This window comes from Amycolatopsis dongchuanensis (assembly GCF_039542405.1).
Taxonomy (GTDB): domain Bacteria; phylum Actinomycetota; class Actinomycetes; order Mycobacteriales; family Pseudonocardiaceae; genus Amycolatopsis_E; species Amycolatopsis_E sacchari.
On record NZ_BAABIB010000134.1, the window covers coordinates 1 to 18,573 of the forward strand.

General features: G+C 72.7%; 20 protein-coding genes and 1 riboswitch. Of the genes, 4 read left to right on the forward strand and 16 right to left on the reverse strand.

The genetic code is table 11. The features are described 5' to 3' along the window. Window positions 1–63 precede the first annotated feature (63 nt). Window positions 64–1,164: a discoidin domain-containing protein gene (locus tag ABFX51_RS32710; protein WP_346056028.1), complete on the reverse strand. Its 1,101-nt coding sequence runs from the start codon at window positions 1,162–1,164 to the stop codon at window positions 64–66. A 113-nt stretch (window positions 1,165–1,277) separates the two neighbouring features. Further along, window positions 1,278–1,868 (reverse strand): TetR/AcrR family transcriptional regulator, encoded by a 591-nt coding sequence (locus ABFX51_RS32715; RefSeq protein WP_091511332.1) that lies wholly within the window; start codon window positions 1,866–1,868, stop codon window positions 1,278–1,280. An 81-nt stretch (window positions 1,869–1,949) separates the two neighbouring features. On the opposite strand from ABFX51_RS32715, the gene ABFX51_RS32720 reads away from it, so the two are divergent. After that, entirely contained in the window at window positions 1,950–2,885 is a 936-nt protein-coding gene (locus ABFX51_RS32720; protein ID WP_346056029.1) for an aldo/keto reductase, read from the forward strand. A 6-nt stretch (window positions 2,886–2,891) separates the two neighbouring features. Here the strand turns inward: ABFX51_RS32720 and ABFX51_RS32725 are convergent, their stop codons facing one another. The 11 genes from ABFX51_RS32725 to idi all read right to left on the reverse strand — a co-directional run bounded on the left by ABFX51_RS32725 (window position 2,892) and on the right by idi (window position 11,965). Further along, window positions 2,892–3,614 carry an SDR family oxidoreductase gene (locus tag ABFX51_RS32725; protein ID WP_346056030.1) on the reverse strand — a complete coding sequence of 241 codons (723 nt, stop codon included), beginning with the start codon at window positions 3,612–3,614 and terminating at the stop codon, window positions 2,892–2,894. Further along, complete coding sequence (locus ABFX51_RS32730) at window positions 3,611–4,552, reverse strand: RNA polymerase sigma-70 factor (protein ID WP_346056031.1); 942 nt, start codon at window positions 4,550–4,552, stop codon at window positions 3,611–3,613. The genes ABFX51_RS32725 and ABFX51_RS32730 overlap by 4 nt, the downstream gene beginning before the upstream one ends. Window positions 4,553–4,567: 15 nt before the next feature. After that, the gene (locus ABFX51_RS32735) at window positions 4,568–5,008 is read right to left on the reverse strand and encodes a cytochrome P450 (protein WP_346056061.1); all 441 of its coding nucleotides are present in this window, start codon (window positions 5,006–5,008) and stop codon (window positions 4,568–4,570) included. 23 nt (window positions 5,009–5,031) lie between these two features. Beyond that, a complete protein-coding gene (locus ABFX51_RS32740) occupies window positions 5,032–6,201 on the reverse strand; it encodes an NAD(P)/FAD-dependent oxidoreductase (RefSeq protein ID WP_346056032.1) in 1,170 nt (389 codons plus the stop codon). Then, window positions 6,198–6,398: a ferredoxin gene (locus ABFX51_RS32745; protein WP_346056033.1), complete on the reverse strand. Its 201-nt coding sequence runs from the start codon at window positions 6,396–6,398 to the stop codon at window positions 6,198–6,200. Before ABFX51_RS32745 ends, ABFX51_RS32740 begins: the two co-directional genes overlap by 4 nt. Beyond that, complete coding sequence (locus ABFX51_RS32750; protein WP_346056034.1) at window positions 6,395–7,051, reverse strand: TetR/AcrR family transcriptional regulator; 657 nt, start codon at window positions 7,049–7,051, stop codon at window positions 6,395–6,397. Before ABFX51_RS32750 ends, ABFX51_RS32745 begins: the two co-directional genes overlap by 4 nt. Before the next feature lie 2 nt (window positions 7,052–7,053). Next, entirely contained in the window at window positions 7,054–8,247 is a 1,194-nt protein-coding gene (locus ABFX51_RS32755; protein WP_346056035.1) for a cytochrome P450, read from the reverse strand. 463 nt (window positions 8,248–8,710) lie between these two features. After that, window positions 8,711–9,742: a FecCD family ABC transporter permease gene (locus ABFX51_RS32760; protein ID WP_346056036.1), complete on the reverse strand. Its 1,032-nt coding sequence runs from the start codon at window positions 9,740–9,742 to the stop codon at window positions 8,711–8,713. Further along, entirely contained in the window at window positions 9,739–10,128 is a 390-nt protein-coding gene (locus tag ABFX51_RS32765) for a hypothetical protein (protein WP_346056037.1), read from the reverse strand. Before ABFX51_RS32765 ends, ABFX51_RS32760 begins: the two co-directional genes overlap by 4 nt. After that, window positions 10,125–11,126: an ABC transporter substrate-binding protein gene (locus ABFX51_RS32770; RefSeq protein ID WP_346056038.1), complete on the reverse strand. Its 1,002-nt coding sequence runs from the start codon at window positions 11,124–11,126 to the stop codon at window positions 10,125–10,127. The genes ABFX51_RS32765 and ABFX51_RS32770 overlap by 4 nt, the downstream gene beginning before the upstream one ends. A gap of 58 nt (window positions 11,127–11,184) precedes the next feature. Continuing rightward, window positions 11,185–11,371, reverse strand: a riboswitch (cobalamin riboswitch). Then, window positions 11,369–11,965 carry an isopentenyl-diphosphate Delta-isomerase gene (gene idi / locus ABFX51_RS32775; protein WP_091511309.1) on the reverse strand — a complete coding sequence of 199 codons (597 nt, stop codon included), beginning with the start codon at window positions 11,963–11,965 and terminating at the stop codon, window positions 11,369–11,371. (Overlaps the previous riboswitch by 3 nt.) Before the next feature lie 467 nt (window positions 11,966–12,432). Here idi and ABFX51_RS32780 point away from each other — a divergent pair, with 467 nt between their 5' ends. Next, a complete protein-coding gene (locus ABFX51_RS32780; protein WP_346056039.1) occupies window positions 12,433–14,286 on the forward strand; it encodes a hypothetical protein in 1,854 nt (617 codons plus the stop codon). A gap of 1 nt (window position 14,287) precedes the next feature. Here the strand turns inward: ABFX51_RS32780 and ABFX51_RS32785 are convergent, their stop codons facing one another. From ABFX51_RS32785 to ABFX51_RS32795, 3 genes are read right to left on the reverse strand one after another with little or no spacing between them, the layout of a single operon-like run. Further along, window positions 14,288–14,956 carry a FadR/GntR family transcriptional regulator gene (locus ABFX51_RS32785; RefSeq protein ID WP_346056040.1) on the reverse strand — a complete coding sequence of 223 codons (669 nt, stop codon included), beginning with the start codon at window positions 14,954–14,956 and terminating at the stop codon, window positions 14,288–14,290. Between the two features lie 19 nt (window positions 14,957–14,975). Beyond that, window positions 14,976–16,157 carry an MFS transporter gene (locus ABFX51_RS32790; RefSeq protein ID WP_346056041.1) on the reverse strand — a complete coding sequence of 394 codons (1,182 nt, stop codon included), beginning with the start codon at window positions 16,155–16,157 and terminating at the stop codon, window positions 14,976–14,978. A 41-nt stretch (window positions 16,158–16,198) separates the two neighbouring features. Further along, window positions 16,199–16,933 (reverse strand): IclR family transcriptional regulator, encoded by a 735-nt coding sequence (locus ABFX51_RS32795; protein ID WP_346056042.1) that lies wholly within the window; start codon window positions 16,931–16,933, stop codon window positions 16,199–16,201. 160 nt (window positions 16,934–17,093) lie between these two features. Between ABFX51_RS32795 and ABFX51_RS32800 the strand changes: the two genes are divergently transcribed. Next, complete coding sequence (locus tag ABFX51_RS32800) at window positions 17,094–17,876, forward strand: ABC transporter ATP-binding protein (RefSeq protein WP_346056044.1); 783 nt, start codon at window positions 17,094–17,096, stop codon at window positions 17,874–17,876. Further along, window positions 17,863–18,573: an ABC transporter ATP-binding protein gene (locus ABFX51_RS32805; protein WP_091511290.1), complete on the forward strand. Its 711-nt coding sequence runs from the start codon at window positions 17,863–17,865 to the stop codon at window positions 18,571–18,573. The genes ABFX51_RS32800 and ABFX51_RS32805 overlap by 14 nt, the downstream gene beginning before the upstream one ends.

The following is an 18,573-nucleotide window of genomic DNA, read 5'->3' on the forward strand; positions in this document are numbered from 1 at the left end:
CCGCTGGGAACGCCGAGCCGACATCCACCTTGGCCTCATGCACCTGGCCTGCGTCCTCATCTGCTACCGCAAGCTGCCGACTTCATTATGAAACGAGTTGTAAGTGTCCGGCGTGCCGAGGAAGGCGCTGAACAGCAGGGAGACGCCGTCGATGCGGACCTCGCCGTACGGCTGCGCGTCGGGCGCGTCGCCCGGGAGGGCGTCGAGGCTGATCCGCACGTAGCGGAACCCGTGCAGCCCGTCCGAGCACACCTTGCCGTCGGGCAGGCAGCCCTTCGTGTCCGTCCACTGTGAACGTCCACCGGGGACGGCGTGCTGATCGGTGCCGGGTCCACCGGAGAAGTCGGAGCGGGTGAAGTCCGAGCGGTCGGTGAGGTACTGCCTGCTCTCGGAGAACGCCAGCCGGACGCCGGGGTTGTTCGCCGAGGCGCCCGCGAAGCTGATCCGCGGGTAGCCGACCACGACCTTGCCGAAGTCGACGACCACCGACGGCACCGGGGGATCGGCGACCAGGCCCGGCCAGATCTCGTTGACGCGCGTGAACTCGCCCTTGTCCGTGGCCTGGTCCTTGGTGACGGTCAGCCGCACCTGCGTGGTGGTCGCCGGTTTGTCGAACGGCACCGCGAGCTGGGTCCTGGTGTTGCCGGTGACGGTGGCCGCGGTGTGCCAGGCGGTGCCGTCCCAGGTCTCGACGGTGAAGTCCTGCGGGACGCCGTCGGGGCTGGACTGGAGTGTGATGCCCGGCAGGTTGGTCGCGGGCGTGGTGATCGTGAGCGTGTCGGGGTAGGCGGCGAGGGTGTCGTCGTTCCAGAACGTCCCGGTGTCGCCGTCGATCGCGTTGCCGGGCGCGTACGTGCGGGGCTTGCCGTCGTTGCCGTTGTTGGGCGCGTGGAAGCTGGAGGCGGTGGCCGTGGTGCCCGCCGGCCACGCGGGTTTGGCGGGGGCGGGGGAGCGGCGCAGGACCGCGGTGCCGTGGCCCAGCACGCCCTGGGGGTGCGTCACGTCGCCCGTGGTCTCGACCACCCGTACGGGCCGCACGTCGCGGCTGTCCGGGGCGACGACGTACCGCTGCCAGGACTGGGCGGCGTCGGCCGGAGCGGCTACCAGGCCGGGGCCGAGCAGGGCGACCACGGCGACGGCGAGCCGTCGGCGCAGGTGTCTCATGAGCTCCTCGATTCCTCGTCGAACCGGGTTGAATCGTTTCATGATCGACCTGAGCGTAAGGCTCGTGTCAAGAGCGGCTTCCCTTGTGGGGCAACCGGTTAGGCCGTTCGGCCCTACGTTCTGGGCCGTACGGCGTCGAGCACGAGGTCGAGCAGCCGGTCCGCCTGGCCCGGCGCGCCCGCGGCCGTGGTGGTGAGCAGTACGCCCAGCAGCATCATCACGACGTCGTCGGCCTCGACGTCCGCGCGGAGTGAACCGGCCTCGGCGCCCCTGGTCAGGATCGGGGCGATGGCGGCGGTGATGCGCTGCCGGGTGACCGGGACGGCGATGCGCCCCGACGCCTGGCTGACCCGGAGCGTGTCGGCCATGCCGTGCTTGGTCGCGACGAACGCGGCGTAGCGCCCCATCCACGCCCGCAGCGCCTCGTCCGGCGGGAATTCCTCCAGCAGCGCGGGAACGCAGCCGGTGACGTCGTCGAGCTCGGCGGCGTACACGGCCTCCACCAGCGCCTCCCGGTTGGGGAAGTGGCGGTACAGCGTGCCGATGCCGACGCCCGCCTCGCGGGCGATGGCTTCGAGTGAGACGGATTCGTCTTCGGCGGCGGCGAACGCGGCCCTCGCGGCCTCGACGAGCTTGTCGCGGTTGCGCAGCGCGTCGCTCCGCGGCGCGCGGGCGCGCCGGGGTGCCGGGTCGGCGGTGGTCAAAGCGGAGGCACCTCCGGTATGGTCGTAGTCAGAGCGGAGGCACCTCCGCTTCACTCATTCTCCCATGCGGAAGGACCTCCCATGACCACTTCCTCCCCCGAGCTGACGGCGGCCGGCCTCCCGCGCGCCGGAGGGGCCGGGACACTCGGCGGCCACACCGTTTCCCGCGTCGGGTTCGGCGCGATGCAGCTGGAGCGCCTGCACGGCGACCGCCAGGCCGCGATCGCGCTCCTGCGCCGCGTGGTGGAACTCGGCGTCGACCACGTGGACACCGCCCAGTTCTACGGCAACGGCTTCGTCAACGAGCTCCTCCGCGACGCGCTGCGCCCCGAGGACGGGGTCGTGATCGTCAGCAAGGTCGGCGCCGATCCCGACCCCGGCGGCCGCATCCCGCTGCGCCTGGCCCAGCGGCCGGAAGAACTGCGGGCGAGCGTCGAGGACAACCTCAAGAGCCTCGGCGTCGAGCGGATCCCCGTGGTGAACCTGCGGCGCACCGACGTGGGGCCGGGGGTGCGGGCGGAGGGCGACCAGCTGGTCGACCTCGACGACCAGCTCGCGACGATGATCGCCCTGCGGGACGAGGGCAAGATCGGCGCGATCGGCCTGTCCGCCGTGACGCTCGACGTGCTGCGCCGGGCGCTGCCCGCCGGGATCGTGTGCGTGCAGAACGCCTACAGCCTGGTTTCCCGCGACTACGAGGAAATGCTGCGGCTCTGCGTCGACGAGCGGATCGCCTGGGTGCCGTTCTTCCCGCTCGGCGGCGCTTTCCCCGCCATGCCGAAGGTGACCGACGAGCCCGCCGTCGTCGCCGCGGCGGAGTCGCTCGGCCGCACCCCCGCCCAGGTCGGCCTCGCCTGGCTGCTGCACCACGCGCCGAACGTGCTGCTCATCCCCGGCACGGCGGACGCGGGCCACCTCGAAGCCAACGTCGCCGCCGGGGAGATCGAGCTGGACGGCACCACCCTCGCCACGCTGGATGCCGTCCAGTCCCGTTCCCTGGACGTCCCGCTCGCCTGAGCCCGCTCAGCGCTGCCAGTCCACCAGGCGGGTCCCGGCGAGCGTGGCGCCGGGACCCGTGGTGAGGCTGTCCTCCTTGAGCGGCGTGCCGAAGTAGCGCCCGTCGGGCTCGACGACCACCTTCCGGTCCGGCAGCACCGCGGAGATCAGCTCGGCGAACGAGAACCGCTCCGGGCCACCGAGCTCGACGGTGCCGCGCGGCTCGCCCGAGGCGACCTCGGCGAGGAACGCGGACACGTCCGCGGCGGCGACCGGCTGGATCAGCGCCGCGGGCACGTGCACGACACCGTCCACAGTGGAGCCATCAGCGATGGCGCCGACGAACTCGAAGAACTGCGTCGCCCGCACGATGCTGTATGGGATGCCCGACGAGGTGATCAGCCGCTCCTGCGCGTGCTTCGCCCGTAGGTAGCCGGATTCCGGCAGCTGGTCGGTGCCCACGATCGACAACGCGACGTGGTGCCCCACGCCCGCCGCCGCTTCGGCGTCGAGCAAATTCCGCGTGGAGGTCTCGAAGAACTCCAGCACCGGCCCGTCCTCGAACGAGGGCGAGTTGGTCACGTCCACCACGACGTGAGCGCCCTGCAGCGCGTCGGCCAGCCCCTCGCCAGTCACCGAGTTGACGCCGGTGCTCGGCGACGCGGGCACGGCCTCGTGCCCCCGCTCCTTCAGCAGGTCGACGAGCTTCGACCCGATCAAACCGCTTCCGCCGATGACCACGATCTTCATCGCTGAAAACCCTCCTCCCGCCGGACTCCTGTCGTCCGGTCCCAGCGAGGACCGGACAGCGCGCGCTCCTGTGACGCGACGTGCGTCACATGGTGCAGCTTGTCCGGGTTGAGCACCAGGAGGACCTGGGCGATGCCGTCGACGGTCGTTTCGAGCGACACCAGGAACTTCGGCTCACCGTCGCGCAGGACGAGCAGGGCGGTACGACCGTTCGCCTCGACGAAGCGGCGTTCGGCGTCGAGCCACCGCTTCGCCGCGACCCACGCCACGAAGCGGGCCACCCGGTCGCGGCCGAGCACCGGGCGCTTCGCCGCGTGCACCGCGCCGCCGCCGTCCGCCCATGCCACGACGTCCACGGCGAGCAGCCGTTCCAGCTCCGCGAGATCACCTGTGGTGGCGGCGCTGACGAACGCCTCGACGAGCCGCCGGTGTTCCCCGGGCTCGACCCGCGCCCGCCGTCCCTCCCGCACGTGCTTGCGTGAGCGCGAAACGAGCTGCCGCGCGTTCGCCTCACCGACCCCCAGCACCTCGGCGATCTGCCGGTACGGGTAGTCGAACGCCTCGCGCAGCACGTACGCGGCGCGTTCGGTGGGGGACAGGCGTTCCAGCAGCACGAGGAGCGCGAGGTCCACCGCCTCCGCACGCTCGGCGCCGAGCGCGGGATCGGCGGCGGTCTCCACGGGTTCGGGCAGCCACGGCCCGACGTACCGCTCCCGCCGCACGCGTGCGGACTGCGCGACGTTGATCGCGAGCCGCGTCGCCGTCGTCGCCAGGAACGCCGTCGGATCCTCGACGGCACCGCGGTCCGCGCGCTGCCAGCGCAGCCACGTGTCCTGCACGACGTCCTCGGCTTCCCCCGCGCTGCCGAGGATCCGGTAGGCGATCCCGAACAACCGCCCGCGCGCGGCGACGAACGCCGCTACGTCCCCCTCGCTCACACCCACCCGGCGATCTCACCAGATGACGGGCAGGTCGTACACTCCGTATACCGAGCCGTCGTGCTTGAACGGCACCGCGTCCAGGTCCGTGGCCGGCCGCAGCGTCGGGATCCGCCGGTACAGCGTGCCGTCGACGACCTGCAGTTCCAGGCGTGCCAGGGACTGCCCGCGGCACCGGTGCACCCCGAACCCGAAGGCGACATGCCGCCGCGCGTCCCGGGTGAGGTCGAGGCGGTCGGGGTCTTCGAAGACGGCGGGATCGCGGTTGCCGACCTCGTTGGCGAGGATCAGGCCTTCACCCGCCCGGATGACCTCGACCTTCTTGACGGCGAACGGTGCCGTGACCATGCGGCGGAGGCGGGCGTGCTCCGGGTCGGCCATGAGGATGAAGCTGATGCCCGTGCCGCCCGGGTTCCGCGGCGGCGGGTCGAACGGGCAGCCGGCCGCTCTGGCCATGGGGAAGCCGGGGATCGTGCTGGTCACCCGCGCCCTCCGGACAGCGGGATTTCCGCTCTGCGCAGCCGCGCCTGCTTCGCCATGTTCCAGCCGAGCACGCCCGTGACCCGGCCGTCCCGCTCGTACCGCGCGACGAACCGGCCGTCGGCGGGATCACCGTCCACAATGGTCACGTCACCGTCACTGGCGATGCCGTGGACCTGGATGCGGGCATCGAACTGGTCCGTCCAGAAGTAGGGGATCGGGCGGTAGCACGTGTCCTCGCCGAGGATGTTCGCCGCGACCACCCCCGCCTGTTCCGTGGCGTTGGTCCGGTTTTCCAGGCGCAGCACGGTGTCCAGCTCGTCGTGGTGCCAGCGCGCGACGTCGCCGACGGCGTAGATCCCTTCCGCCGCCTGGCATCGCGCGTCACACACCAGCCCGTTGTCCAGCTCCAGCCCGCTGCCGGAGAGCCAGTCCACGGCGGGTTCGGCGCCGATGGCGACCACGACCACGTCGGCGGGCAGCACCTCGCCGGTCGCCAGCCGCACCCCGCTGACCCGACCGTCGCCGGTCAGCCCGGCGACGCCGGTGCCGAGCCGCAGTTCGACGCCCTGTTCGCGGTGCAGCACGGTCAGCCGTTCCGACACGAGCGTGCCGAACTGCAGCGCCATCGGCGCCGGCTGCGGCCCGGTCATCGTCACGGCGAGCCCCATCGTCCTGGCCGTCGCCGCGATCTCCGAGCCGAGCACGCCCTCACCGACGACCACGAGCCGTTCGGCAGCCAGCAGATCCGCCCGCAACGCGATCGCGTCTTCGAGCGTGCGCAGCACGTGCACTCCGGCGAGCCGGCCCTGGCCCGGCAGCCTGCGCGGGCGCACGCCCGTGGCGACGACGACCGCGTCTGCCCGCAGCTCGCGGCCGGACGCCGTGCGCACTGTGCGGGTGCCGGGGTCGAGCGCGACGGCGTGCTCGCCGAGCACGAACTCCGCGTCCAGCTTTGCCAATACCTCCTGTGTGCGCAGCCGCGCCCGCTCCGGTTCCCACTTGCCCGACAGGACCTGTTTGGACAGTGGTGGCCGGTCGTAGGGCAGGTGCGCCTCGGCGCCCAGCACCGTCACCGGCCCGGTGAACCCCTTGCGGCGCAAGGCTTCCACAGTGGACAGACCGGCGGCGGCCGCGCCGACCACCAGTACGTCAGCGGCAGGGGTCATGCTTCGTCGCTCAGCGCGATCGCGCCCGTGGGACACACGTCGACGGCCTCGCGGACCGTGGCGTGCAACGGCTCCGGCGGTTCGGCGTCGAGCAACACCACGATCCCGTCCTTGTCACGCTGGTCGAACACGTCCGGCGCGAGCAGCACGCACGAGCCCGCACCGCAGCACTTGTCCTGGTCCACGGTGATCTTCATCGGCCGGTTCCTCCCTCGGGGTTCGTGACGGGCGCCAGCCAGAGGCCGGTGAGCGCGTCGATCAGGCCGGTGGCGGCGTCGTGCCAGCTGGTCCGCGGGGTGGGGGTGCCCTCAGCGAGCGCGCGTTCCCGCTCGGCGACCATGTGCACCATCAGCTGGCGGGCCATGTCGGCCCGCTCGGCCCGCACCTCGGGCGGCAGGTCCGGCAGGCAGCGGTCGAGCCCGACGCGGATCTGGTGCAGCGAAGGGGCGCTCAGCGCCTCCTCGACCATGATGCCGCGCAGCGCAGGGTCGGTCATCACCTGCGCGCCGAACCGGGCGAACCACGTGGGGCTGCCCAGGTTCTCGAGGTGCTCGACGACCGGACGCACCAGGCAGCCCACCCAGTCCCGCACGTCGTCCGACCCCGCGACCTGCTTGACCATCGCCGCCCGCAGGCGCTCGGTCTCCTCGCCGTGCCGCCGCGCGATGGCCCGCACGAGGTCCGCCTTCGTGCCGAAGTGGTAACCCACCGCGGCGTTGTTGCCCTGGCCCGCGGCCTCGCTGATCTGGCGGTTCGACACCGCGAACACGCCGTGCTCGGCGAACAGCCGTTCCGCGGTGGTCAGGATGGCCTCGCGCGTCGCGCTGGCACGGTCGGTCTTCTGGGTCATGCTCACCATTGCACCGGAAGCTCCCTGAGCCCGCCCACGGCGAGCCCCTCGACCCGGCGCAGCTCGGCGGCGGGCGCCGCCAGTTCGAGCGTGGGCAGGCGGCGCAGCAGCACCTCCAGCACGGTCTGCAGCTCAGTGCGGGCCAGCGCCTGCCCGAGGCACGAGTGCGCGCCCGCGCCGAAGGCCAGGTGCGGGTTCGGGGTGCGGGCGAGGTCCATCACGGCGGCGTCCTGGAACGCGTTCTCGTCGCGGTTGGCGGCGGCCATGCTGCAGACGACGGTGGTGCCGCCGGGCACCGCGGCCCCGGCGATGTCGATGTCCTCGGTGATGTAGCGGACCATGCCGAAACCGGCGTTGGCGTCGAACCGCAGCGCCTCCTCGACGGCGGTGCGCACGAGCGACGGGCCCGCGAGCAGGCGCTCCCACCGCGTGCGGTCGGCCAGCAGCATGCCGACCATCTTGCCGATCATGTTCGCGGTGGTCTCGTGCCCGGCGACCAGCAGGCCCTGGCCGGTGGCGATCAGCTCGGGGTCGGACATGCCGCCAGCAAGTGCGCTGAGGAGGTCGTCGGCGGGGCTCTTCCTGCGCGCTGCTACGTGGGCGGCCATGTATTCGGCGAACTGCGCCTGCGCGTCGTCGACCTCGGCCTGGTCGTAGCGGGTCAGGTTGAGCAGGGCGTCCGACCAGCGGGCGAACCGGTCGCGGTCGGACTCGGGCACGCCTAGGAGGTCGCAGATCACCCACACCGGCAGCGGGAAACCCAGGTGCGCCTTGAGGTCGGCGGGGGCGCCGTGGGTGGTCATCTCGTCGATCAGGCGCTCGGCCATCGCCTCGATGCCGGGGCGGAGGGCGGCCATCCGCTTGGCGGTGAACCACTTCGCGATGCTGCGGCGCCAGCGCTGGTGGCCCTCGCCGGACTGGGGGAGCACGTGCGCCATCTCGCTGTTGAACACCCCACCGGACTCGTTGGCCGCGATGCGTGCCGAGCCTTCGCCGGTGCGGGTGAAGCGGGGGTCGGACAGCACCTGCTTGACGTCGTCGTAGCGCGTCACGAGGGATGCCTGGTCGCCGCTGGGCAGCCGCACCTTCGCGACGGGGCAGCGCTGCCGCAGCTCCGCCCACTCGACGGGCGGTTCCAGTGCCGCCGGTGCGGGCAGGGGGTAGTGGAGCGCCGGACCGGCCTCACTCGTGGTCACGGTGGATCTCCCTCCGGTTGCGGCTCTGGTGTGTGGGCAGTCAACCGGGGTGGAGGAGCGTAAGTCAAGCGACTGATTTAAAGCATCGCTCGGATGGAGGTGTGGGGCTCGGGGGATCGGGGTGGGCGGCGGGTAGCCAAGTGGCAGGGGCCGGACCGCCGCCACTGTCCGCCTCCTGTTGCACCGGCCCCGGCTGCCGCTGCGCCCTCGGGCTGCCGCCGCGCTTCCCGGCTGCCGCTGCGTTGTCTGGCCGCCGGGCCGCCGCGCCGCCCGCCCACCGCCGTGCCCCGGGCCTCCCGCCGGGTCGCCTGGCTGCCACCGCATCGCTCCTGCTACCGCCGGGCCGCGCCGCCTCCGCCGCGGCGCCCGGTTCCCGCCTTGCCCCGGCTCCCGCCGAGCCGCCCCCGGCCTCCGCCGCGCCACCGCCCTCGGCCCCGCCGGGCCGCCCGGCGGCAGGCGCCCCTCAAGCCTTCGCCCGGAGCGAGGCCCGGGCCTGCCGGTACAGGATCAGCAGGAAGGCGGGCACGCCGACGATCGACGTGGCGACCCCGACCGGCACCTCCTGCGGATCGAGCACGGTGCGGGCCAGCGTGTCGATCCACACCAGGAAGATCGCGCCGCTCAGTGCCGTCGCCGGGAGCAGGCGCGCGTGCCCCGGGCCGGTGAGCGCGCGCATGGCGTGGGGCAGCACCAGGCCGACGAACCCCACGGCCCCGACCGCACTCACCAGCGCCGCCGTCAGCAGGGCCGTCACGCACAGCAGCACCAGCCGCGTACGCCCCATCGCCACGCCCAGCGCCGCCGCGGTTTCCCTCCCGAACGCCAGCACGTCGAGGGTGCGGGCGTGCCCGAAGCACACCACGAGCGCCACCACCAGCACCGCCGAGCACACCGCCACCTCCGGCCAGGACGCCGCCGCCAGCGACCCGAGCAGCCAGAACAACACCCCCCGCGTCGTCTCCGGATCGGCCGCGGTGAGCACGACGAACGACGTCAGCGCCGAAAACAACTGCATCGCGGCGACCCCGGCCAGTACGGTGCGGTCGGTCGTCCCGCCGAGCACCGAACTCAGCACCAGCACCAGCGCGAACGAAACCACCGCCCCGCCGAACGCCCCCGTCGACACCGACACCAGACCGCCGCCGAACCCCAGCACGACCACGAGCACCGCCCCGGTCGACGCGCCCGACGAAACCCCGAGCACGAACGGGTCGGCCAGCGGGTTGCGCAGCAGGGACTGCAACACCGCCCCGCACACCGCCAGCCCCGCCCCGCACACGGCGGCCAGCAGCGCCCGCGGCGTGCGCAATTGCCAGACGATCCCGTCCCGCAGCGGGCTGAGCGTGGGTTCGCCGAGGCCGAGGTGCGCCCGCAGCGTCGAGTACACCTCGCCGAGGCTCAGCCCCGCCGGACCGATCGTGACGGCGACCGCGAGCGAGACGACGAGCAGCACCAGCCCCGGCAGCAACCACCAGAGCGGGCTGAGCCGCCTCACCCGGCCAGTCCGATCGTGAGAGGGAGCGGCGCGAGCCCGGGCAGCGGCGATGAGACTGGGCTGGGCCCGGCGACGAGTAGCACCAGCCCCGGCAGCAGGGACCAGAGCGAGCTGGGCCCAGCCGGGCAGGTCGCGACGGCGCACGCGAGCGGGATCCCGAGCAGCGCCAGCCTCGGAAGCAGCGACCCCAGCGAGCTGGGCCCAGCCGGGCGGGTCGTGGTCGTAGCCGCGAGCGAGACCACGGGCAGCGCCAGCCCCGGCAGCAGCCACCGGTTCCAGAGCAGTCCCGCCGGGCGGATCGTGGCCGCGAGCGCGATCCCGAGCAGCCCCGCCCCGAACAACCCCCGCCCCGGCCTCAACCACCGGCCCGAACCGAGCCGCCTCACCCTGCCAGCCCGAACGTCCGCAAAGCCTGCGCCACCTGCGCCACGCCGTCGACCGTCCGGATCGTCGGGTTCAGCGCCTGCCCGGACAACAGCACGTAACGCTTGTTCCGCACCGCCGTCAGGTTGCGCGTGACGGGGTTGGACTCGAGGAACGCGATCTTCGCCGCCCCTGTCTCCGCGGTCTGCGAACGGCGCGTGAGGTCGCCCAGCACGATGACGTCCGGGTCGCGCTCGGCCACGGTTTCCCAGTTGATCTGCGGCCACTCCGCGTGGGTGTCGGCGAAGACGTTCTGCGCGCCGAGCGCGGTGGTGATGATCCCCGGCGCGCCGCAGCAGCCCGCGAGGTAGGGCGACTCGGAGTTGGCGAACCAGTACATGAGCCGCACGTGGGAGGCGTCGATCCCGGCCGTGGCGGCATGCATCCGTGCCGTCAGGTCCGCGACCAGCCGCTCCCCGCGGTCCTCGACGTCGAACAGCTTCGCCAGGTCACGGATCTCGGTGTAGATCGCGTCCATCGTCAGCGGCGCCGTGCGGGCGCCGTCGCCGTCGCCGCTGTTGTCCTTCAGGCAGTCGGCGGGGGAGACGTAGGCGGGCACGCCCAGCTGCTCGAACCGCTCCGGCGTGGCGACGCCGCCCGTGCCGAGCGTGGCCACGAACGAGGCGCTCACGAAGTCCGGGTCGGTGTCCAGCACCCGCTCGAACGACGGGTTGTTCTCGGCGAGGCGTGGTACGCGCGCGTTGTCGGCCGCGAGCTGGGGCAGCACGGGGTCGGTCCACGTCGCCGTGCCCACCATGCGGTCGCCGAGGCCCAGCGACAGCAGGATCTCGGCGCTGCCCTGGTTGAGCGCCACCGCCCGCTGCGGCGGCTTCTCGACGCGGACCTGGCGGCCGCAGTCGTCGACGGTCCGGGCGGGACCGGCCCCGGCCCGCGGGGCGGCGGCGCAGCCGGCGAGTGCCAGCGCGGTGAGCAGGACGAGCGGAAGACGTGGAACCGGCACAGGTTTCCCTCGCGTCGAGGGCTCATACGCGGAGCCCAGCCGTACGGACGTCCCGGCGCCGGGGCACCGGGTGCCAGCAGGTCTTCGGACTCGGGGTCGTCCGGGCGGGACGCCTTCCCGGACCCGTCGGGTCCAGTGGCCGGATGTCCCGCCCGTCGCCGCTCACCGCTGCGCGTCAGTTCCGGATTCGCACCGGATTCCCTGGCCCGCGGGGTGCGGGCGCGACTGGCTCCCGCACGCTATCACGCGACCGGGCGAACCCCGTTCCCGCGCGCGGCGGGCGGGAGCGCCGACGCGTCGGCGGCGGGCCACGCCAGCGGGTCCGGCCCGAGCTCGACGAGCTGGGCCACCTGCTCCGCGCACCACGGCGACACGGCGCGGCGCCCGCTGAGCACGTCGTCGGCGAAGGCGGGCCACTCCACCCACTCGTAACTGTCCACTTCGGACGGATCAGGCGCCGGCTCGCCGCTGGTGCGAGCGCGGAACACGGGGCACATCTCGTTCTCCACCACGCCGTCGGGCATGACCGCGCGGTAGCGGAACCGCGGCAGCACCAGTGTGATGTCGCTCGCTTCGACCCCGAGCTCCTGCCGTACCCGGCGGCCGACGGTCTCCCATAGGTCTTCGCCGGGGGCCGGGTGGCCGCAGCAGGTGTTGGTGAGCACGCCGGGCCACGTCCGTTTCGTCCTGGCCCGGGTGGTCAGCAGCAGGCGGCCGTCCTCGTCGAAGAGGTAGGAGGAGAAGGCCAGGTGCAGCGGCGTTTCCGTGTGGTGGACGTCCGCCTTCGCCAGCACGCCCCTCGCCTCGCCCGACTCCGTCAGCAGGATGACCTGTTCCATTCGACTCCGATTCTCGCCGTGACAGTCCCCAACAGCACCTTATGCCGCGAGGACGGGTTCGGCGCCGGTATCGTCGCCCGGCTGGGGAGGGTCACATGAGCGATACGCGCAGGTGAGGAGCAGGCCGGGTTGCGGCGTGACCGGGCAGAGGCTCACCCTGCGCCGGGCAGATGCCGAGCAGTGGTGAGTCGGCGGTGTCGAGACGAGTGACGCCGCAGGTCGCGCCGCGTGCGCCCTCGCACGGGGCGGTCTGGGGTGCGGCCTGCGCCGCCGGGTCCGGCACCAGGGCTGGCGGCGAAGCTGGTCGAGAAGCGGGCGAGCGAAGAACCGTCGGACTCGGGTGAGGAGCGTCGGCTGGCTTTGCTTTTCGGGATGGTGCAGGAGTTTCTGGAAGGGCAGCGCAGATCCTGGGCAGCGCCAGGACAACCCCCAGGGCCGCCCATCACTCGAATGGGTGACAATGGTGCGTGATCACCACCGCTCCCGTCCGGACCGTCGAGCCCGTTGCCGTGCGCAGGCGCTGGCCGCTCCTCCTGGTGCCCGCCGGGGTCGCGCTCGTGTCGTCCGGCTGGCTGGGGCTGAACTTCGACATCCGCTACGCGTTCGGCGGGCTGCGGAACGGGCCGGGCGGCCTGCTGGACAACTTCGTGCACCGGCCGCTCGCCTACCGCGTGCTCGTGTGGCTGCTCGACCGCGGGCCCTCGATCCTCACGCGTGGTGACAAGTCCGGCGGCGTTGCGGAGGCGTTGATCCGCGGTGAGGCGCTCCTGCTCGTGACGGCGGTCGCGGTCCTGCTGTGGGCGGGGCTGCGCCGCCACGGGCTTCGGCTCGCCCGGGAGGGGGCGCGCCGGGATGGCGCTGGGGTCGCGGCTGCGGGGATGGGCCGGGACCCCGCCGGGTTGCGCGGGAGCGGCGCTGACCTCACGACCGACGGGGCGCGCCAGGACCCAGACCTCACCGCCGCCGGGCTGCGCCGGGGCGGCCCTGACCCCACAACCACCGCGCCCCACCGCCACCACCCCACCCTCACCGCCGCGCTCATCGCCGCCGGGGTGTGGTGTGCGTTCGCCCTTGCGCCGAACTGGTCGTTCCTCCAGCCCGACTGGACGGGCGCCCTGTGGGCCACCGCGGCACTCGGCGCCGTCCTCCTGCCCCGCCGGACCGCGATGGCCGTCGCCGTCGCGGCGGTGTTCGTGTTGCTGTGTGTCGCCACGAAGCTGACCACCGCGCCGTACGCCCTCCTCGCCGGCGGGGTCGCCTGGCTGTTCGACCGCCGGCGCGCCTACTGGACCGCGGCATGGTCCATACCACTGATCCTCGCCTGGCTCGGCGTGACCTGGCTGTTCGACCCGCTCGAATGGCAGTGGCTGCACGACATGTCCGCGCTCGTCCCGCACTCCCCGCTGCGCGTCGGCTTGACCGGCCTGGACTGGCACGCCTTCGCCGAGTCCGGGGCGAACCTCGCCGTGGTCTCCCCGGTCGTGCTGGTGCTGCCGCCCGCGACCGCGGTGCTCGCGCGGTCCGCCGCACGGCCCCGGCTCGTCGTCGGCGGCGCCGTGACAGCCGTGGTGCTGGCCGTCGTCCCGGTGATCGGCCAGGGCGAGTGGTACCTGTACCAGTGGATCGCCCTGCCGGTGCTCGCCGCGGGACTCGGCGCGGCGGCGCTGGCCACGCGCCCGCCCCTCGTCCAGACCGTGGCCGTGCTGGCACCGGCGCTCACCGGGGGAGCGGTTGCGCTCACCGGACCACGCCACCTTCCCCTTGTCACAGCGGCATTCGCGGGAATCGTGTTCATCGCGACAACGGCCGCCTGCCTCAGGTCCACCAAACCCACGAAGGCGCTGCTACCGCTCACCACGATCGCCGCGGTCGTCGCGTTCGGGGCGGCGAACGTGCCTGCCGCCGCGTACAGCATCACGATGGACCATTCGCAGGACACGAACCTGAGTCGCTACCTGAACACAGCCGGCCTGCGCGAGCGCTTCGCCCAGCTGCACCGGGAAATCGGCACGGACACCACCGTGCTGTACTTCGCTTTCGGCGACGTCAACTACCTGCTCGGCAACCCGACACCGTGCCGCTACCCGTCCCCGGTCTGGCTCCAGCGCTCGACCTTCCTGCCCTACGTCCGGGATTTCCCCAGCTACCACGACAACGTGCACTGCCTCGACGCCCCGGCCGACTACCTGCTCGTCGACCGCAAGTGGTTCACCGTTTCCGGGCTCGAACCCGCACTCGTCGCACGCGTGGACCGGCTCTACGACTGCGGCCGCGTCGTGCACGTCACGGACACGCTGGACCTGTGCCCGCGCCGCACGTGACTCAGCTCAGGCTGTCCTTCAACGACGACAGGTGCGTGCGGCTCAACCGGGCCGCGGCCTCGCCGTCGCGGCCGGCGATCGCGGTGCACAGGGCCGCGTGCGCGTCGTGGTCGGCGGTGCTGCCGTAGCTGCCGCGCAGGCGCAGCATCTCCACCATCGCCTGGCGGACGCGGGGCACGAAACCGTCGAACAGCTCGATCAGGATCGGGTTGTGCGCGGCGACCATGACGGCCCGGTGGAACGCCGTGTCGGCGTCCACGTGCTCCTCGACCGTCGGGTGCCCCGCCCCGCGCCGGTCCAGCGCCCGGCGCAGGGCACGCAGTTCGGCCGGGGTGCGGCGCTCCGCGGCCAGCGCGGCACCCTCGGACTCGATCGCGATCCGGGCTTCCAGCACGGCGGCGATGTCGGCGCGCCGCACCACGGTGTCCCAGTCGTCCGGCACGTCGAGCGCCGTCACGAACACCCCGGCCCCCTGCCGCGTCTGGAGCACACCGCGCCCCGCCAGCTGGCGGATGGCCTCGCGGACCGTCGAGCGGCCGACGCCGAGCTGCGGGGCGAGCGTCGTCTCGCCCGGCAGCTTCGCGCCCAGCGCCCACTCGCCGGACCTGATGCGCTCCAGCAACAACTCGGCCGCCTGGTCGGCCAATGGCGCCCGCCGCACCTGTCCCATCGCGACCCTCCGCTGCTCGTCAGGGGAGAGCGTAGCCCGCGAGCACGCGCTCCCGTTCCCGCAGGGTGAACGACAACGCGAAACCACCCGCCGTCAACAGTCCGATGAGGACGAACACGGTGCGCACGCTCGCGGCGTCCGCGAGTGCGCCCAGCAGCGGGCTGACCACGCCGCCCAGCGACAGCGTGAGCCCGAGGGTGACCCCGCTCGCCAGCCCGATGCGGTTGGGCAGGTAGGTGTGGGAAAGCGTGATCTGCGCGGAGAACGGCAGGAACAACGCGATGCCGACGCAGCCCGTCGCGACGACGACCACGGCGGGCGACGGGGCGAGCACGATCGCGCCGACCGAGAGCGCCGCCAGCGCGTAGCCGGACCGGATCACGGCCAGCCGCCCGAGCCGGTCCGCGAGCCAGCCGCCCGCCAGCGTGCCGACCGCACCGGCCGCGGGGAACACCGACAGCGCGAGGGACGCGTCCGAGGGCGTCGAGCCGAAGCGCGCGATCGAGTACAGCGCCACGAAGGATGTCGTGCCGACGTAGGCGATCGACCACAACGCGAGCACGGCGGTGAGCCACGCGAAGGAACTCCACGAATCCCGCTGCCCGGGGTCGACCACCGCCGCCTTGGCTGGAACGGCCACACGGCGGAACATTCCCTTGCGTGCCACGGAGAAATACACCGCGCCCAGCACGAGCGCGGGCAGGGCCAGCAGCACCGTGCCGGGCAGCCCGAACCGGCCGACGGCCAGCACGACGGCCGACGGGGCCAGCGCCGTGCCGACGTTGCCGCCCACGGAGAACAGGCTCATCGCCCCGCTGGACCCGCTGCCCGCGAGCCGCGCCTCGACCGTCGCCGCCGGGTGGTACGCGGCGACGCCGATCCCCGACAGCGCCACGACAGCGAGCACGAGCGGGTAGGAATGGCCTGCCACCCCGCTCAGCGCGACGCCCGCGCCCGCGCAGAGCAGCCCGGCGAGGCTCAGCCAGCGGAGCCCGTACCGGTCGCTGAGGTGCCCGAACGCCGGCTGCGCCACGCTCGACAGCGCGGTGGCCGCGAGCGTGATGCCCGCCGCGGCGGCGTAGCTGTAGCCGGCGCGCGCGATGAAGTAGGGGAGGAGGGCTGCGACGGCTCCGGGGTAGAAGTCGTTGGCGGCGTGGGTCGCCGTCAGTGCCCACAGCCGCCCGCGAGCGGTACTGGTCATGCGCCGAACTTAACACAACTCCTCAGACAAGCTGAGTTGTTTTACGTCTCGGCCGCGCACAGCGCGGCGGAGATGCGGTGCGAGATCCGCAGTGCGGTCTTGGCGAACAACGTGGTGTTGGTGCGCGCGACCGGGGCGACGAACAACATCACGCCGGCGAGGGCGTGCCGTTCGGCGAAGATCGGGGCCGCCACCGAAACCGTGCCGGGCACCATCGAATGCGGCACCACGGCGACACCCGCCTCGCGCACGCGTGCCACCACGGCACGCAACTCCGCGGGATCGGTGATGGTGCGTGACGTGACCGGCGTGAGCGGCCGGGAACAGACCAGGTTCAGCAGCTCGGCGGGCCCGAACGCCAGCATCACGTGTCCCACGCCGGACGCGTGCAGGGGCAGCCGTTCGCCGAGCCCGGCCGCGAGCGCGACCGCGCGGCGGCCCACGAGGTGCTCGACGAGCACCGCCTGGTCCTTGTCGAGGACGGCGAGCATGACGTCCGCACCCGTCGCCGCCGCGGCCTCCTCCAGGAACGGCAGGATCCGCGAGCGGTGCCGGTACGCGCGGGGCGCGAGGGTGCCGATCTCGAACATCTTCAGGCCGATCACGTAGTGCCGCTCGTCGCGTTCCAGCGCGCCCCAGTCGACCAGCTGCGTGACGATCCGGTGCGCGGTTCCCTTGGGCAGCCCCGTCAGGCGCGAGATCTCCGACAGCGTCAGGTTCGGCCGCTCGGTGCTGAAGGCCGCCAACACGGACAGGATCCGGGTGTGCACCGCCATCGCCGCAGTGTCACACGGGTTGTGCAGGCAAAACAGCCAAGTGTTCCACCGGGCGGAACATCACCGGAATTGGCGCGGGCAGCGACATACACTCCGACGATCGTGGTGCGGATCGCAAGGGAGCGACGGTGCGTGCGGTGACCCGGATTCGAGGTGCGGTATGGCCGCGCGGCTGAACCTGCGGGACGTGACACTCCACTTCGGCGGCGTGAAAGTGCTGGAGGACGTCTCCTTCGACGTGGAGCCGGGGGTCATCCTCGGGCTCGTCGGGCCCAACGGCGCCGGGAAGACGTCGTTGTTCAACTGCATCAGCGGGCACTACCGGCCGACCGCCGGCTCGATCACCATCGACGGCACCGAAGTCGTCGGCCTGGCGCCGTCGCGGCTCGCCCGGCTCGGCCTCGCCCGCACCTTCCAGCACCCCGCGCTCCACCTCGACGCCACGGTGCTGGACAACGTGGTGCTGGGCGGGCACACCCGCTTGCCGGGCGGCCCGGTTTCGTGGTCGCTCCGCCTGCCGCACACGGTCCGCGCCGAACGGGAGATCCGCGCGGAGGCACTCGCGCTGCTGGACCGCGTGCGGTTGCGGCACGCGGCGGAGCTGCCCGCCGACGAGCTGTCACACGGTCTGCACAAGGGGATCGAGCTGTGCCGCGCGCTGTTGTCGAAACCGGCGCTGCTGCTGCTCGACGAACCGGCGGCCGGGCTTTCCCACGCGGAGGTCGAACAGCTCATCGCCACCGTGCGGCGGATCCGCGAGGAGGAGGACGTCACGGTCGTGGTCGTGGAACACCACATGGGCCTCATCTCGGCCCTCACCGACCGCGTCGTGGTGCTCGACCACGGGCGCAAGCTGATGGAGGGCACGGCGGCGCAGGCGCAGTCCGATCCCCGCGTCATCGAGGCCTACCTCGGGAAGGACGCCGCGGATGACGTTGCTTGAACTGGCCGACGTGACCGCGTCCTACGGTCCCGTGCGGGTGCTGGAAGGCGTCTCGCTGAGCGTGCCGGACGGCGGCGCGGTCGGCATCCTCGGCGCGAACGGGGCGGGCAAGACGACGACGCTGCGGGCGATCTGCGGCACGGTCCGCGCGGACGGCCGGATCACCTTCGACGGGCGCGACCTCCGCGGTCTGCGGCCGGATCAGGTGGCGGCACTGGGCATCGCGCACGTGCCCGAAGGCCGGGGCACGCTTGGCAGGCTCAGCGTGCTGGACAACCTCCGCGTCGGCGCTTACCTGCGCAAGGACCGGAAAGCGGTTTCCGCGGACGTGGAGTACTGCCTCGACCTGTTCCCCCAGTTGCGCGCCCGCCTGAGTTCGAGCGCGGCCGCGCTGTCCGGCGGGGAGCAGCAGATGCTCGCCGTGGCAAGGGCTTTCCTGGCCAGGCCGCGGTTGCTGCTGCTGGACGAGGCGTCGCTGGGGCTCGCGCCGGGCACCGCGAAGACCGTGTACGAGGCGATCGGGCGGCTGCGGCGGGAATCGGGGATCGCGATGCTCGTGGTCGAGCAGAACGCCAACCTCGCCTTCACCCTCGTCGACACCGCGGTGGTGCTGGAAACCGGGCGCACGGTGCTCACCGGCACCGCGGCCGAACTCAAGGGCATGGACGAAATCCGACGCGCCTACCTCGGAGGGTGA

Coding starts and splice junctions, on each gene's coding strand:
- ABFX51_RS32745 (WP_346056033.1), bottom strand. CDS start 6,398: ATGAAGATCACCGTGGACCAGGACAAGTGCTGCGGTGCGGGCTCGTGC.
- ABFX51_RS32795 (WP_346056042.1), bottom strand. CDS start 16,933: ATGGCGGTGCACACCCGGATCCTGTCCGTGTTGGCGGCCTTCAGCACC.
- ABFX51_RS32785 (WP_346056040.1), bottom strand. CDS start 14,956: ATGGGACAGGTGCGGCGGGCGCCATTGGCCGACCAGGCGGCCGAGTTG.
- ABFX51_RS32720 (WP_346056029.1), top strand. CDS start 1,950: ATGACCACTTCCTCCCCCGAGCTGACGGCGGCCGGCCTCCCGCGCGCC.
- idi (WP_091511309.1), bottom strand. CDS start 11,965: ATGGAACAGGTCATCCTGCTGACGGAGTCGGGCGAGGCGAGGGGCGTG.
- ABFX51_RS32750 (WP_346056034.1), bottom strand. CDS start 7,051: ATGACCCAGAAGACCGACCGTGCCAGCGCGACGCGCGAGGCCATCCTG.
- ABFX51_RS32735 (WP_346056061.1), bottom strand. CDS start 5,008: ATGGCCAGAGCGGCCGGCTGCCCGTTCGACCCGCCGCCGCGGAACCCG.
- ABFX51_RS32805 (WP_091511290.1), top strand. CDS start 17,863: ATGACGTTGCTTGAACTGGCCGACGTGACCGCGTCCTACGGTCCCGTG.
- ABFX51_RS32800 (WP_346056044.1), top strand. CDS start 17,094: ATGGCCGCGCGGCTGAACCTGCGGGACGTGACACTCCACTTCGGCGGC.
- ABFX51_RS32725 (WP_346056030.1), bottom strand. CDS start 3,614: ATGAAGATCGTGGTCATCGGCGGAAGCGGTTTGATCGGGTCGAAGCTC.
- ABFX51_RS32740 (WP_346056032.1), bottom strand. CDS start 6,201: ATGACCCCTGCCGCTGACGTACTGGTGGTCGGCGCGGCCGCCGCCGGT.
- ABFX51_RS32710 (WP_346056028.1), bottom strand. CDS start 1,164: ATGAGACACCTGCGCCGACGGCTCGCCGTCGCCGTGGTCGCCCTGCTC.
- ABFX51_RS32790 (WP_346056041.1), bottom strand. CDS start 16,157: ATGACCAGTACCGCTCGCGGGCGGCTGTGGGCACTGACGGCGACCCAC.